The organism is Paraburkholderia sp. MM6662-R1, from assembly GCF_050436245.1.
Taxonomy (GTDB): Bacteria; Pseudomonadota; Gammaproteobacteria; order Burkholderiales; family Burkholderiaceae; genus Paraburkholderia; species Paraburkholderia tuberum.
In genome coordinates this window covers 841,362-855,418 of record NZ_JBNDLV010000001.1, presented here as the reverse complement: position 1 = coordinate 855,418, position 14,057 = coordinate 841,362, and the positions used below count along the sequence as shown (strand labels likewise).

Genomic DNA, 14,057 nt, shown 5'->3' with positions numbered 1-14,057 from the left:
CATCAGCAGAAGTCTCTGCTCGTCGTCTGCAACTCGCCCAACAGATGAGACATGTCGACCAGCCGCTGCGCGACGAGGTGCCGTACTTCTCCCTGACACTGCCATGTGCCGTACACAGCGAGCAGCGCGGCGCCCAACGCTTCTTTGCGCTGTTTTTCGAGCAGAGTCGGCCAGATGATCACATTGACGTTGCCCGTCTCGTCTTCGAGCGTGACGAACACGACGCCCTTGGCCGTGCCGGGACGCTGACGCACCGTCACCAGTCCGCAGCCGCGCGCGAGGCGGCCGTCGCGATAGGTCCGCAGCGTCGAGGCCGGCATCAGCCGGTTCGCGAGCAACTGCGGCCGGAGCAGTTCCAGCGGATGGCGGTTGAGCGTCAGGCCGAGCGAACGGTAGTCGGCGACGATGTCGTTCGCTTCGCTCGGTGCGCCCAGTTCGGGCGTTTCGTCCTGAGTCGCCGCGGCCGCGAGCATATCCTTGTCCGGCACCGCGACGACCGACTGCCACAGCGCTTCGCGGCGGTTTCCCGCGAGCGCTGCCAACGCATTCGCATCCGCGAGCGCATGCAGGTCTTTGCGGTCGAGCTGCGCGCGGCGCGCGAGATCGTTGACGCTCGCGAACGGGCGAACCGCGCGCGCGTTCTCGATCCGTTCGGCGGCGCCGTCCTTCATGCCGCGCAGCAGCGAAAGACCGAGACGCACGGCGGGGCGCGTCGCCCCCGCACGGTGTTCGAGCGAGGAGTCCCAACCGCTGATCGTCACATCGACCGGCAACACCGTGACGCCGTGCCGCTGCGCATCCTGAACCAGTTGCGACGGCGAATAGAAGCCCATCGGCTGGCTGTTCAGCATCGCGGCGAGAAAGGCTTCGGGTTCGTGACGCTTGAGCCAGCTGCTCGCATAGACCAGCAGCGCGAAACTGGCCGCGTGACTTTCGGGGAAGCCATATTCGCCGAAGCCCTTGATCTGCTCGAAGATCGCCTCGGCGAAGGCCTGGTCGTAGCCGCGCTCCTGCATGCCGAGCACGATGCGGTCATAGTATTTTTCGAGTCCGCCCTTGCGTTTCCACGCGGCCATCGCGCGTCGCAGCTGGTCGGCTTCGCCGGCGGTGAAGCCGGCCGCGAGAATCGCCACCTGCATCACCTGCTCCTGGAAGATCGGCACGCCGAGTGTGCGGCCCAGCGCGGTCTTCAACGCGTCGCTCGGATAGGTCTCGGGCTCGAAGCCCTGACGGCGCTGCAGATAGGGATGCACGGCGCCGCCCTGAATCGGACCGGGCCGCACGATCGCGACTTCGATGACGAGGTCGTAGAACTTGCGCGGCTGCATGCGCGGCAGCATGCTCATCTGCGCGCGCGATTCGATCTGGAACACGCCGACCGTATCGGCGGCCGAAATCATCGCGTAGGTCGCCTCATCCTCGGCGGGGATGTCCTGCATTTCGAAGCGTTCTCCGCGCTGTTCCGAAACGAGGTCGAGCGTGCGCCGGATCGCCGACAGCATGCCGAGCGCGAGCACGTCGACCTTCAGCAAGCCCAATGATTCGAGGTCGTCCTTGTCCCACTCGATCACCGAGCGGTCGGCCATCGCCGCGTTTTCCACCGGCACGAGCCGGGTGAGCTTGCCGCGGCTGATCACGAAGCCGCCCGAATGCTGCGACAGGTGGCGCGGAAAATTCAGCAGTTGCGAGGCGAGCTTCGCCCAGGCCTGAATCAGGGGCTGGTTCGGATCGAGGCCGGATTCCGCGAAACGCGCGAGCAGATCCCGACTGGTATCGAACCAGTGATGCGACTTCGCGACCGCATCGACGATCTGCGGATCGACGCCGAGTGCCTTGCCCGTTTCCCGCAGCGCACCACGCGGACGATAGGTCGACACCGCCGCCGCGATCGCCGCCCGGTCGCGGCCGTACTTGCGATAGATGTACTGGATCACTTCTTCGCGCCGCTGGTGCTCGAAGTCGACGTCGATATCGGGCGGCTCGCCGCGCTCCTTGCTGATGAAGCGCTCGAACAGCATGTTGCCGCGCGCGGGGTCCACCTCGGTCACGCCGAGGCAATAGCAGACCGCCGAGTTCGCGGCCGACCCGCGCCCCTGACACAGAATGTGCTGGCTGCGCGCGAAGCGGACGATGTCGTAGACGGTCAGGAAATACGGCTCGTACTGCAGGTCCGCGATCAGTTCGAGTTCGTGCTCGATCTGCTGCTGCACGTGATGCGCAATCCCCGCGGGAAAACGCCGCTGCGCGCCGACATAGGTTTCCTGACGAAGATACGAGGCCGGCGTATGGCCGGCCGGCACCAGCTCGTCGGGATACTCGTAGCGCAGCTCGTCGAGCGAAAACGTGCAGCGGCTCATGATGTCGACCGTCGCGGCCAGCGCGTCTTGCGGGTACAGGTTGGCAAGCCGCAACCTCGAGCGTAGATGCTGCTCGGCGTTCGGCGCCAGATCATAGCCGCACTGATGGACCGGTTTGCCGACCCGGATCGCGGTCATCGTGTCTTGCAGCGGCTTGCGCGAGCGCACGTGCATCACGACTTCGCCGAGCGCGACGACGGGCACGTCGCGGCTGCGCGCGACGAATTCGACCGTGCCGCGATGCAGGTCGTCCATCGCGCGTTGATGGAGCACGAGGCCGACCCATGCGCGGCCGGTGAACGTTTCGTCGAGCCATTCGACCTGCGCATCGAGCGCGTCTTCGCTGGCCGGGAAATCCGGCACGAGAATCGCGAGGCAGTCGGGCATGCCGAGCAGGTGGCGATACTCCTTCTCCGGCCGCGACAGATCCTGCGGCGTGAGCCGGTATTCGCCCTTGGGCGCGCGCATGCGCGCCAGCGTGATCAGCTCGGACAGATTGCCGTAGCCGTTGCGGTTGCGGGCGAGCAGGATCAGCCCGAACGCCGGCGAACCATCGGCATTGACGAGCCGGAAATACGAACCGACGATGAACGGCAGCTTCGCTTCTTTCGCCGCGACATGCGCGCGCACGACTCCCGCGAGCGAGCATTCGTCGGTGATCGCGAGCGCGGAGTAGCCGAGTTGCGCGGCACGCTCGGCCAGTTCCTCAGCGTGCGACGCGCCCCGCAGAAACGTGAAGTTGGAAAAGCAGAACAGCTCGGCATACGCCGGCAGCATCGTGAAGGTGGTGTCCATGGCCGCTCATCCGCGCCTATCAGCCGAACAGGCCATGCAGGAACCAGCGTTGCTCTTCTTCCGCGTCGCGGCTGCTCACGCGCTCGCGGTAGATCCAGTAGCAGCTCTGGTCGTCCGCCTGCGCGACGAAGTAATCGCGCGTGACGAGCTCGCCGTCGAACCAGCCGCTCTCGATGCGCTCGCCCGGCGACACCATGCGCAACGGCGAGCCATAAAACGGGCGGTGCTGGCGCATCAGCAGACGCACGGGCGTGTCGAGCATCCACGTCGGGCGGGGCAGATTCTGCGGCAGCGGGCCGGGCTTGACCGGCTGCGACACCGGCAGCCAGCGGTTCGCGATCTCCGGACGATGATCGGCGCTCGGCGCGGGTTTCAGCACGTTCTCTTCGCCGAGCCGCGCGACCAGCAGTTCGAGCAGCCGCGCGTGATCCTCCTGCGAGCCGCCCGGTTCGGGAAACAGCGTGTCCGACGCGGGCGCGGCCGACTCGACGTTCGACGCGTCGAGCCGCAACGCGATCACGGGCGCGGCGAGCTCGATACGATGCAGCCGCTCCTTGAGCAGGCGCATCAGATGTTCTTCGCGCCAGGTCGGCTCGCCGAGTGCGACGTCGATCGTGGTCGGCTCGATCGCAGCGCGTCCGCGCTCGTGTTCGAGCGACAGGCGAATGCCGGTGAGCGCGAGCTGTTTTGCGCACAGCCATCCGCACAGTTGCACGATCAGGCGCTGCGCGCCGAACACCGCGCCATCCGCGTGTTCGAGCCGGTCCGGCATCTCGATGCGCGCCGAGAACGTGGGTGGCAGTTCGAGCCAGTCGAACAGTTCGGGCGCGGTCCCGAACGCGCGGTCGAGCGAGTCGAGCAGATGTTCGCCGCAGCGGCGCTGCAAGCCGGCGCGGGGCAGGCGGCGCAGATCGGCGATGCGCTCGCAACCGAGGCCCGTGAACCAGTCGGCGAACGGGCGGACTTCGGGCACGGCGAGCATCGGCAGGGCGGACAGGCGCTGGTCGAGCGACGCGAGCTTCAGCACGCGCCGGTTGCCGAACTTCGCGAGCAGCCACGCGCCCTGGCCGGTCGGCGCGGCACTGATGCGCGCGGTGAAGCCGAGCGCGTCGAGGATGGCTTTCGTATCGCGGCACAGCGCGAGCAGGCCGCCGAAGAGCCGCAAACTCGCGCCGATCTCGACGACGACCGTCGCCTCATCGAGCAGCGCGACTTCGGGCGAGAAGCGCATCAGCGCGATACCCACCTCGCGATGGGCTGCCGTTTCACGACCGCTATCGCGCTCATACATCTCGGTCTGCGGCGACAGCGTCAGCACGCCGCCGCGCTTCATGCCCGGACGCACGCCTGCCGAGCGCGCGGCGGGGTCGGCCATGACCACCTTGTCTTTCTCCAGCACCGCGCAGCCATGCGCGGGCTCAGGCGACCACTTCGGTCTGAAGACCTCGAGCGGCAACTTTGGCAGATGAACGGCGAGAAAGACGCGCATGTCGGGAAAGCAGAACGGGAGTGGGTTGAAGGGGAATCGACAGGGGCTCTGCGCGAGCGGGCCCTCGTCGTTTCACGATGTCGATGGTGAGACCTTCGGCCGATGGCCTGAGCGCGAGCCGCAGCAGCGCGGGGGATGCCTCCTGCGCGGTGGCGAGCGGCCGCACCATGATGAAAAGCGTCTCCGACGACTGCGCGGCCAGATGCAGACGGCGCAGCGACGACGCCTGCGCGTACTGCGCCCAGAAGATCAGCGCGCCGCAACTGCCGGCGCGCAGGATCTGCTCGGCGGACCACAGCGCGTCGGCGGTTTTCGGCGCATTGATCCGCAGCACCTGCTGCAGCGACAGGCCGATGTAGTTGAGCCCGAGGCCGTCCGGCGTATGCGGCGGTTGCACGAAGACGAGCGGACGCTCGCCGACGGCGCTGAGCGCCGGCTGCAACAGCCGCAGTTCGCCGACGCCGGCCTGCTGCACGAGCAGATCGACCAGCGCGCCGAGCGGCCAGCCACCGCCGGGCAACTCCGCCGACAGGGCCGGATAACCGGTATCGACGCTGCGGCCGCGGCCAGCGCCAAGCTGGGACGCCCGCCACAAGGACGGGTGAATGGCTTCCGGTGCTGGCAGGGCGGCTGTCATTTGCGAAAATACCTGTATGGATATACAGTATCCTACATGGTTTTATGAGATAGCGAACAGGCACTTTTTTGGGGGCGGGTTCATGGACATGCGAGTGCGCAAGCCAGCCGGGCATCCGATGCCGGAGATCGCGGCGTTCGTGGCCGAACTGAAAGCGGTGTTCGGCGAGCCGGACATCGATGAAGCGATTCGCCGCGGCAAGGCGGGCGAGCCGACCTTTCATGCGCGGGAAAACGGACGCTCGGCGGGGACGGCGGCGCCGGTTGCGGCGAACGTCTGGCGCGTGGATCGCGCGGTGCGCGACCGCCATTACTGCGAGGGTTGCGACGGCTCGTGCATTGGCAGCGCGAAGTCGTGCCGTCCATAATGGCAGCGGCCCTCAACCCCGGAGAACCCCATGTTGCGCACGTACCTCGGAAGTTGCCATTGCCAATTCGTGAAGTTCGAGGCTCGCATCGATTTCGACGAGGGCACGTCGAAGTGCAATTGCAGCTACTGCAGCAGGCTGCGATTCTGGCACGTGCAGGTTCGCCGGGAAGATTTTCGTCTTCTTTCGGATGAAGCCGCGCTCAGCGAATATCAGGGGCACAATGCGGTTGCGCATCACCCGTTCTGCAAACGCTGCGGGGGCCACGTATTCGATCGCATCGATATGCCAAACGGCACGGGGTATCCGTATATCAACGTGAACATCATGTGCCTCGATGAACTCGATCTCGATGCGGCATTGAATGCGCCAGTCACCTATCGCGATGGGCTGCACGACGACTGGGGCAATCCGCCCGCGCAAACACGGCATCTTTGATTGCACCGGTCAGGGCGCTCTTCGCGGATGGTGAGGAATGTCAGGCTGGTGGGCATCCAGTTGACGGCGTTCGGACGCGAACTGGGCGAACTCGGGCTTGAAAGATCGCCGCGAGGCGATAGCGGGCTTTGACGCGTTGTACGACTGGGCGCGCGCTAGATTCATTTCAAAACCTCGAAAAATGTAATAACATTGTGTTTACCTCGCATTGGGCTGGGTATAACATTGTATATACGGTATAGCCATGAAAACGACGATTCGCAAAATGGGCAACTCGCAAGGGGTGTTGATCCCCAAGCCGATACTTGCCCAGCTTGGTTTAGAGGATGAGGTAGACATGGAAGTCGAGAACGACGCGCTAGTAATTCGTCGTCCGCAGAAAGCTGTGCGCGAAGGCTGGGCCGTTGCAAGCAAACGGGTTGCGGAAACCGGCGACGACGCACTGGTGATGGGTGAGTTCGGCAACGCAGATGATGCGGAGATAACGTGGTAGTGCGCGGCGAGGTTTGGCTAGTCGCTCTCGATCCGACGTTAGGTAACGAAATCCAAAAGACACGTCCTTGCGTCGTAGTCTCTCCGCCTGAACTGCACGATCACCTTCGCACGGTCATTGTCGCCCCGATGACCTCGAAGGGCCGCCCCGCGCCCTTCCGCGTGCCGGTGACTTTCAAGCGAAAGCAAGGATTGATTTTGCTAGACCAAATTCGCACCGTTGATAAGGTGCGGCTGGTCAAGAAAGAGGGTTTTGTTGCCGAGAACACTTTGATGGACACCCTGAGAACGTTGCAGGAAGTGTTCGCTGAATGAAGGGGAAAGTACTTGGCGCGCAAGCGCTCCGCACGCCGGCCGGTAGCCGCCTCCCACATGCGCAATGAGGATCCCTCGTCGACGAGCAACGCGGCGCCATCGCGCATGTACGTCACATAGCCGTTCGCGCTACCTCGTGGGTAATCACAGGGCCGCGATAGATGATCGCATTCGATCTTCGTATGAGGCCTGATTTCGCCTTTGAACGAAAAGCCGGCGGCTCTTACTACGACGACCGGCAAACCCGCGGAACCGGAAGCACGCTGACAATCCCTGCAATGGCAGATGAGTTGCGCAAGTGACTCACCGCGAGCTTCGTATTGCACCGCGCCGCACAGGCAGCGTCCCATCCAGGGAGTCGACATGGATCTTCTCCGGTTCAAGTGATCCAGTGTTAGCTCGGGAGCCTAAGCATACGTATAACGGACCGTAGCCTGGCAGAGCATCGTCCTGGTCTTCGATGCATGGCATACCGTCTCGAAGTACTCGCGGCCCATCGACACGCTCATCCGGCCGGCCGCGATATCAGCGATTCGAGCACGTCGGCAAAGGGCGTCTTGTCGATTTGCCCTTGCGCGGTCAACGGCGTGATAGCAGGGGTGTAGATGCCTTCGAATTTCATGATGTTGTTCCGGATAGAGGGAAACGGGAGTCGAGACGATGGGCGACACCGCCGCGGCTGCGACGCAGCATCATCCGACCGGACGTTCGCGCTTAATCTGCCGCGCGTCCGAGGCGCTCGAGCAGCGGTCTCGTTCCCATTTCGCGCAGGTACGGTTTCACCGGATCGCTCGTGTGGCCCACGAGCGGATCGACGGGCGCGCCCGGCACGGCGTTGGCGTTCGCGAAATGCCGTTCGGGCGTCCGTGCCGCCTGCGTAGCGGCGGCTTCGCGCACGGCGATGCCCAACTCGCGCAGCGTCACCGTTGCCGCGGTGATTTGCGCGCCGTCGGCTGCGTGCTGCGGGAGGGCGTCGACGATGTCGCCGCGGGTGAGAAAGCCGCGCGTGAGGCCGAGTTCGATCAGCGCCTGAAGGGGGGCCGACGCGTCCCCCGTCCGGGACCGATCACGGCATCGGCCGCGGCCATCGCGCGTGCGCCGCTTGGCGGCGCACCCACGGACCAGCGCTCAAACTCGTTGCGCATAGACGTTGCACCAGCCGTCGGCGACAACCGATTTGCCGGGGAACATCGGGCACGGTCCTGAAGCCTCGCCCGCTGCGCCAGTGTAGAAACGGCAGTTCGCGCAGGTCTGGCCCGCGTGGTACTTGGGGAACTTCGCGGCGTCGACGCTGCCCGCTTTCGCACGATAGCCGAGCGAGCTGGCCGCGGCGTCGTTTTCATCGACGGCGGGCGGCGCGGCTAACGCGAGCTCGGCGCTGGCGAGCGCGGCACACAGGCCCGCGGCCTGGAGAATGAAGTGTCTGCGGTTGTGAGAGACCATGATGATGCCCTGAGAAAAGAAATGGGTCGTCCATGCCGCATTCGATTGAAGCGGCGTGGCGTCGTAATGCGGTGCGAAGCAACCTGTTAGTGGCGCGGTCCGGCGTTCAGCGGTGTGGTCGAGGATTGCGCGGCTTGCGCGGTCAGCTTCGCGCTACCGGCGTCGTAGCCATTCGTATAGAGCAGGAAGGCCATCAGATCGGCGTACTCCTCGTCGCTCATCTTGCCGGGATGATCCGCGGGCATGTTGGTCGACATGTACTGGTAAATGCCGCCGATCGTCAGATGCGAGTTCGCCGCTGGCGCGAAGGCCGGTCCGATCAACGACGGCGCGGTGTTGCCTTCGAGTTTCTCGCCGTGGCATTTCGCACACGAATCGGCATACAGATGTTCACCGTGGGTGACCTGATCGTGATCGAACGACGGTGTCTCGGTCGTCGCCGCAACCTTGATGAAGCCGCCGGCGGCGGGCATGCCGCCCACGCGCCATAGGTCCGCACGCGGCGACGCCTGGGTCGGGCCGTCGAGATAGCGCGCGAGATTCGCGTGAGTGCTGGCCGCGGTCGCCGAACCGCTCGCGAGGGTGGTTGGCAGCGCCCAGTTGCGCGTGAGCGCTGCGAGCCGGCCATCGCTGCGCAGACGCGTGAGCGCGTCATCGATGCGCTTTTGCAGCGGCTGCGTGTCGGGCCCCGACGCGAACACCAGATTCCAGTCGGCATAGGGCGACTCGGCGACGGCAACGTCGAAGTGCTGCTGCGGGTGCGCATGCCGATACGCCACCACGGCGGGGTACCAGACGATCGCGCGCTGGGCGCGCCCTTTCGCGAGGGCGTCGACGGTCAGCTCGGAGGTAGTTTCCAGATCGAAGCGCGCGTTCTTCTGCTGGACCGCGATCAGTTGCGACGGGCTCGACCAGGTGGCGGCAATGGTGATCTTGCTGTCCGGCGCCGCGACGGAGGTGTTGGCCGCATGGCCGCCGCGCAGCGTGACGCTGACGTAACCGGAGTGCAGATAGCTCCCGGAAAAGAGCAGGTGCGAGTCGGAGCCGTCGGCCACGCTCGAACGCGGAAAGCCCGCGATCACGTCGCAGTTGCGCTGCAGCGATGTCGAGAGCTCGCGAGCGGAGATGCCGTCGTCGCCGCCGTCGTCGTCGATGCCGCGCGGCGCGAATGTCGCGGTAATGCCCGCCGCGCTCAACACCGCGCGTGCAACGGACTTGTCCAGCTCGGCCGAAGGGCTGCCGGGCATCGTGCACACGCGGACGCTGGACGACGTCCGCGCGGCCGCCTGGACGGCAACATGTGTGGCGCCGGCGACGAGCGCGCTGGCGAGAGCAAGGTGAGTGAATCGAATGTTCATGATGGTGCGTTCCTGTGATGGCGGGAACACCGCACCCGCATGGGCTGCGTGCGGGCGCGGAAAGATGCGGCTGCGAAGGCCGGATGGGCAGAACGATGCGGGTGCGGTGGCTGCGCCTAGCTGCGATCGAGCGCGAACACGTACAGCGTGCCGCCGCGCGGAACGTCCTTCGCGACGTCGGCCATCGGGCCGCCCCAGATCGGATTCGCACCGCCGTAGCCCGCGAGCACGGCCACGTATTCCTTGCCGTCGACTTCGAACACGGAAGGTTGCGCGACGATGCCGCTCGCGAGTTGCGGGCTCTCCCACAGCACCTTGCCCGTCGTCACGTCGAACGCGTACAGATGGCCGTCGAGCGAGCCGCTGAAGGCGAGGCCGCTGGCCGTGGTGGCGACGCCACCGTTCCAGGGCATCCTGGTCCAGTGACCCCACAGCTTCTTGCCCGTATTGACATCGATGGCCTGAAGCTCGCCATAACCCTGGCTGCCCGGTTCAGGCTGGATCTCGAAGCCTTCGCCGAGGTAGGGCAGACCCTCCATGTAGCTGACCGACTTGCCGGACAGGCTCATGCACGCATGCAGCGAGGGCACCACCGCGATGTGCCGCTCGGGATCGTAGGAAGTCGACCACCAGTTCTTGCCGCCGAGAAAGCTCGGACAGGTGTTGATCGTCGTGCCGGCCTTGGGAAACCGGCTGGCGTCCTGAACTGGTTTGCCGTCGGCGGTATAGCCCGTCACCGACAGCGCCTTGACGAACGGCTCCGCGTAGATCAGCTTGCCGGTCTTGCGGTCGATCGCGTGGAAGAAGCCGTTGCGGTCGGCATGGATGATGGCGTCATACTGCTTGCCCTTGTAGTTGATGTTGGCAAGAACCGGCGTGTTGACGCCGTCGTAGTCCCACGTGTCGTTACTCGTGTACTGATAGTGCCACTTCAGGTCGCCGTTCTTCGGATCGAGCGCGAGCAGGGAATCGGAGTACAGATTGTCGCCGGGACGCAGCGCGGCGAGCCACGGTCCCGGATTGCCGACGCCCCAGTACAGCGTCCGCGTGGCGGCGTCGTAGGTGCCGGTCAGCCACGCCGCGCCGCCGCCATGTTCCTGCATGCCGTCGGGCCACGTATCGCCGCCCTTGTCGCCGGCATTCGGGATCGTATAGCGCTTCCAGATGATCGAGCCGTCGTCGGGATCGAGTGCGGCGATATAGCCGCGAATCCCATACTCGCCGCCTGATGTACCGACCACGATCGCGCCGTCGAGCGCGAGCGGCGCGAGCGAGAACGCGTAGCCGAGACCCGGTTCGAACATCTGCTTCTTCCACACGACATTGCCGCTCTGCGCGTCGATCGCGGCTACCTCGCCGCTCAGCATGGCCACGTAGACGTTCTTGCCATACAGCGCGACGCCGCGATTCACTACGTCGCAGCATGCGGTCCTGAACGATTCCGCGCCGAGCTTCGGCTCGTATTTCCAGAGCTTCGTGCCGGTCTTGACATCGAATGCATAGACGTTGTCTTTCGGCGTGCTGACGAAAAGATAGCCGCCGTTGACGATCGGGGTTGCTTCGAAGCCTTGCTTGAGTTCCGCGGGGAACTGATAGCTCCAGGCCTCCTTGAGCCCGGCGACATTCGATGCATCGATCTGCTTCAGCGGCGAATGTGACTGGCCGCTATAGCTGCGGTAGTAGGTGAGCCAGCCTGGGTCGCTCTGTGCTTGAGCGAGGCGCTCGTAGGTCACGGCGGGGTAGTCCGGGGCGGCGTGCACCGGAGCCACGTTCAGTGCCATCGCGATCGCGATGCTCGCTCCAAGGACAGCCAGCCGGCCTGCGGCGGGCGAACGGTTCTTCATGGTCGTCTCCTGAGTGTTTGTCGATGCAGTGCCGGCAGAGGCGTCGCCCCTGTGTTCCGTGTCGATCCGGTTGCGGTGCCGTTACTGCAAGTCACATGCCATTTTTGTGGGCGAGTCCGAAAGGGCGGCACGCCTGAAACGTGCGGCGGCACATATCGCGCGTAGAGCGCTCCATGTGTTGCATCCCGGTACAACGCCGGGCGATGGAGTGTTGAGAAACAGGACAGTTGCAGCGCTGGCGCGCATCGCTCGGGTCGAGGGCGACGCCCGGATCGCGGGCGAAGCTGTCGCTGAAATGGATGGCCCGGAGCTTGCTTAAGAGTACGGAGAAAAGTCCGGCAAGGTACCAGGCTTTCCAGGAGGGAGACAATGCGCGATGACGTTCACCGGGCCGTGGCTCAGACTGCCATACGGTCCAACGACTTTCCCGTGCCGGCAATTCAGAAAGCGCACGAACGCTCCGAAACGTTTGGTCTGTGCGCGTCGGCGCGGCCGGAATACGAGGTTCTTTCGAACGCGGGTCTCGTGCTCAAACGCGAGCAGAACCGGGTGTTGTGCGCGCATGCGATGCCGGTGATGGAGTCGCTGCACGAGCAGATCGCCGACACGCAAAGCATGATCGTGCTGACCAATGCCGAAGGGCTGATCCTGCATTCGATCGGCGACGACGACTTCCTCGCGCGCGCGGAGAAAGTCGCGCTGCGGCCCGGCGCGAACTGGGCCGAGGACCGCCAGGGCACCAATGCGATCGGTACGGCGCTGGCCGAGCGCTGCGCGATGGTCGTGCACGGCGACCAGCACTACCTCGCGGCAAACCGCTTCCTGACCTGCTCGAGCGTGCCGATTCTCGATCCGTATGGCGACGCGATCGGGGTGCTCGACGTGACGGGCGACTACCGCAGCTACCATCAGCACACGATGGCGCTCGCCAAAATGTCGGTGCAGATGATCGAGAATCATCTCTTTACGACCACCTTTCACGAAACGCTGCAAGTGTCCTTCCATAGTCGTCCGGAGTTTCTGGGCACGCTGATGGAAGGCATCGTGGCGTTCACGAGCGACGGACGCTTTCTGTCGGCCAATCGCAGTGCCCAGTTCCAGCTCGGCATGTCGCTCGCCGGGCTGCGCGCGCATACGCTGTCGTCGCTGTTCCAGGCCACGAGCGCGCAACTGATCGATCGCGCGCGTGTGAACCTCGACCCGCACCTGATGCTCAACCTGAGCAGCGGCGCGCTCGTCTGCGCGCGCGTGCAGTTCAGGCGGGCGTCGCTGGCCGAGGGCAGCCGCCCGGTCGCCGTGCACGACGGCGCCCGCGCGGTGGCGCGGGAGGAGCCGCCGCAGGCGGCCGACGGACTGTCGCGTCTGAGCTATCTCGACACGGGTGACCCGCAGGTCGCCGCGGTCATTGCGAAGGTCAGGAGGGTGATCGGCAAGGACATTCCGATCCTGATCAATGGGGAGACCGGCACGGGCAAGGAACTGCTCGCGCAGGCGATCCACAACGATTCGCCGCGCTGCGCCGGGTCGTTCGTGGCGCTCAACTGTGCTTCGATTCCCGAGACGCTGATCGAGTCCGAGCTGTTCGGCTACGAGGAGGGCGCATTCACCGGGGCGCGGCGCAAAGGCGCGATCGGCAAGCTGCTGCAGGCAAACGGCGGCACGCTGTTTCTCGACGAGATCGGCGACATGCCATACTCGCTGCAAGTGCGGCTGCTGCGCGTGTTGCAGGAACGCGTCGTCAACCCGCTCGGCTCGACGAGGAGCATTGCGGTGGACGTCGCGATCATCTGCGCGACGCACCGGGACTTGCGCGAGATGATCGCGCAAAACCGCTTCCGCGAGGATCTCTACTACCGGCTCAATGGCCTCGTGGTGCGTCTGCCGCGGCTGCGCGACCGTGCCGACCTCGCGGTCGTGATCCAGAAGATGTTGCTGCGCGAATCGATCGCCAGCGCGAGCGGACGGCCGCTTCACGTCGCACCCGATGTCATGGCGATGTTCGAGCGCTGTCCATGGCCGGGCAACTTCAGGCAGCTTGGCAACCTGCTGCGCACCGCGGCGGCCATGGTCGACGCGGACGGCGAGATCCGGCGCGAGCATTTGCCCGATGACTTCTTCGATGATCTGCGCTGCGGCGTTTCGTCGAGCGGCGCGGCGGATACGCCGGGCTCGGGCAATGCGTTCGCGCGGGAGTGCGCGCGCCTGCAGGACGTGACCGTGTCGGTGATTGCCGCCGCGCTCGCGCGGCATGGCGGCAACGTTTCGGCGGCCGCGCGCGAGCTCGGCGTGTCGCGCAACACGATCTATCGCAAGATGCCCGCGGTCGAGCCGGATCGTGAGGTGGACGACTTCTGAACCCATCGCGCCGCTTTCATCAGCACTTCTGTTTCGCCCACGTGCTGTCACACCGTTGTTGCGTCCCGCAGCAGTGGTGCTCCAAAAATCAACACTGCCCATCTCCCGAACGCGTCGTATGGCGACGCGTTTGTCCCGCTTACGTCAGCGAATTGACGATGTCGGTG

General features: G+C 65.1%; 12 protein-coding genes and 2 pseudogenes. 5 read left to right on the top strand and 9 right to left on the bottom strand.

The genetic code is table 11. The annotated features are described in order from the left end of the window. Positions 1 to 2: 2 nt before the first annotated feature. From OKW39_RS04150 to imuA, 3 genes are read right to left on the bottom strand one after another with little or no spacing between them, the layout of a single operon-like run. The gene (locus OKW39_RS04150) at positions 3 to 3,152 is read right to left on the bottom strand and encodes an error-prone DNA polymerase (RefSeq protein WP_429562138.1); all 3,150 of its coding nucleotides are present in this window, start codon (positions 3,150 to 3,152) and stop codon (positions 3 to 5) included. Between the two features lie 19 nt (positions 3,153 to 3,171). Beyond that, positions 3,172 to 4,641, bottom strand: a complete 1,470-nt coding sequence (locus OKW39_RS04145; RefSeq protein WP_184071321.1) for a Y-family DNA polymerase — start codon at positions 4,639 to 4,641, stop codon at positions 3,172 to 3,174. Beyond that, positions 4,571 to 5,278 (bottom strand): translesion DNA synthesis-associated protein ImuA, encoded by a 708-nt coding sequence (gene imuA, locus OKW39_RS04140; RefSeq protein WP_184029676.1) that lies wholly within the window; start codon positions 5,276 to 5,278, stop codon positions 4,571 to 4,573. The genes OKW39_RS04145 and imuA overlap by 71 nt, the downstream gene beginning before the upstream one ends. 82 nt (positions 5,279 to 5,360) lie before the next feature. On the opposite strand from imuA, the gene OKW39_RS04135 reads away from it, so the two are divergent. The 4 genes from OKW39_RS04135 to OKW39_RS04120 all read left to right on the top strand — a co-directional run bounded on the left by OKW39_RS04135 (position 5,361) and on the right by OKW39_RS04120 (position 6,890). Then, positions 5,361 to 5,645, top strand: coding sequence for a hypothetical protein (locus OKW39_RS04135; RefSeq protein WP_090804206.1), 285 nt, complete (start codon positions 5,361 to 5,363; stop codon positions 5,643 to 5,645). 30 nt (positions 5,646 to 5,675) lie between these two features. Further along, positions 5,676 to 6,083 (top strand): GFA family protein, encoded by a 408-nt coding sequence (locus OKW39_RS04130; protein WP_429562137.1) that lies wholly within the window; start codon positions 5,676 to 5,678, stop codon positions 6,081 to 6,083. Between the two features lie 244 nt (positions 6,084 to 6,327). After that, the gene (locus tag OKW39_RS04125; protein WP_429562136.1) at positions 6,328 to 6,576 is read left to right on the top strand and encodes an AbrB/MazE/SpoVT family DNA-binding domain-containing protein; all 249 of its coding nucleotides are present in this window, start codon (positions 6,328 to 6,330) and stop codon (positions 6,574 to 6,576) included. Beyond that, entirely contained in the window at positions 6,570 to 6,890 is a 321-nt protein-coding gene (locus tag OKW39_RS04120) for a type II toxin-antitoxin system PemK/MazF family toxin (protein ID WP_429562135.1), read from the top strand. Before OKW39_RS04125 ends, OKW39_RS04120 begins: the two co-directional genes overlap by 7 nt. Before the next feature lie 197 nt (positions 6,891 to 7,087). Here OKW39_RS04120 and OKW39_RS04115 read toward each other — a convergent pair. The 6 genes and pseudogenes from OKW39_RS04115 to OKW39_RS04090 all read right to left on the bottom strand — a co-directional run. After that, positions 7,088 to 7,240, bottom strand: a pseudogene (locus OKW39_RS04115) (GFA family protein); the annotation flags it as partial. 364 nt (positions 7,241 to 7,604) lie between these two features. Next, positions 7,605 to 7,814: a hypothetical protein gene (locus OKW39_RS04110; protein ID WP_429562134.1), complete on the bottom strand. Its 210-nt coding sequence runs from the start codon at positions 7,812 to 7,814 to the stop codon at positions 7,605 to 7,607. Between the two features lie 12 nt (positions 7,815 to 7,826). Continuing rightward, a pseudogene (locus OKW39_RS04105) lies at positions 7,827 to 7,871 on the bottom strand (hypothetical protein); the annotation flags it as partial. 147 nt (positions 7,872 to 8,018) lie between these two features. Continuing rightward, the gene (locus OKW39_RS04100) at positions 8,019 to 8,333 is read right to left on the bottom strand and encodes a high-potential iron-sulfur protein (protein ID WP_429562133.1); all 315 of its coding nucleotides are present in this window, start codon (positions 8,331 to 8,333) and stop codon (positions 8,019 to 8,021) included. Positions 8,334 to 8,419: 86 nt separating this feature from the next. Then, positions 8,420 to 9,691: a c-type cytochrome gene (locus tag OKW39_RS04095; protein ID WP_429562132.1), complete on the bottom strand. Its 1,272-nt coding sequence runs from the start codon at positions 9,689 to 9,691 to the stop codon at positions 8,420 to 8,422. A 116-nt stretch (positions 9,692 to 9,807) separates the two neighbouring features. Continuing rightward, entirely contained in the window at positions 9,808 to 11,535 is a 1,728-nt protein-coding gene (locus OKW39_RS04090) for a methanol/ethanol family PQQ-dependent dehydrogenase (RefSeq protein ID WP_429562131.1), read from the bottom strand. Positions 11,536 to 11,904: 369 nt separating this feature from the next. Here OKW39_RS04090 and OKW39_RS04085 point away from each other — a divergent pair, with 369 nt between their 5' ends. Then, positions 11,905 to 13,890 (top strand): sigma-54-dependent Fis family transcriptional regulator, encoded by a 1,986-nt coding sequence (locus OKW39_RS04085; protein WP_429562130.1) that lies wholly within the window; start codon positions 11,905 to 11,907, stop codon positions 13,888 to 13,890. Positions 13,891 to 14,057: the final 167 nt, after the last annotated feature.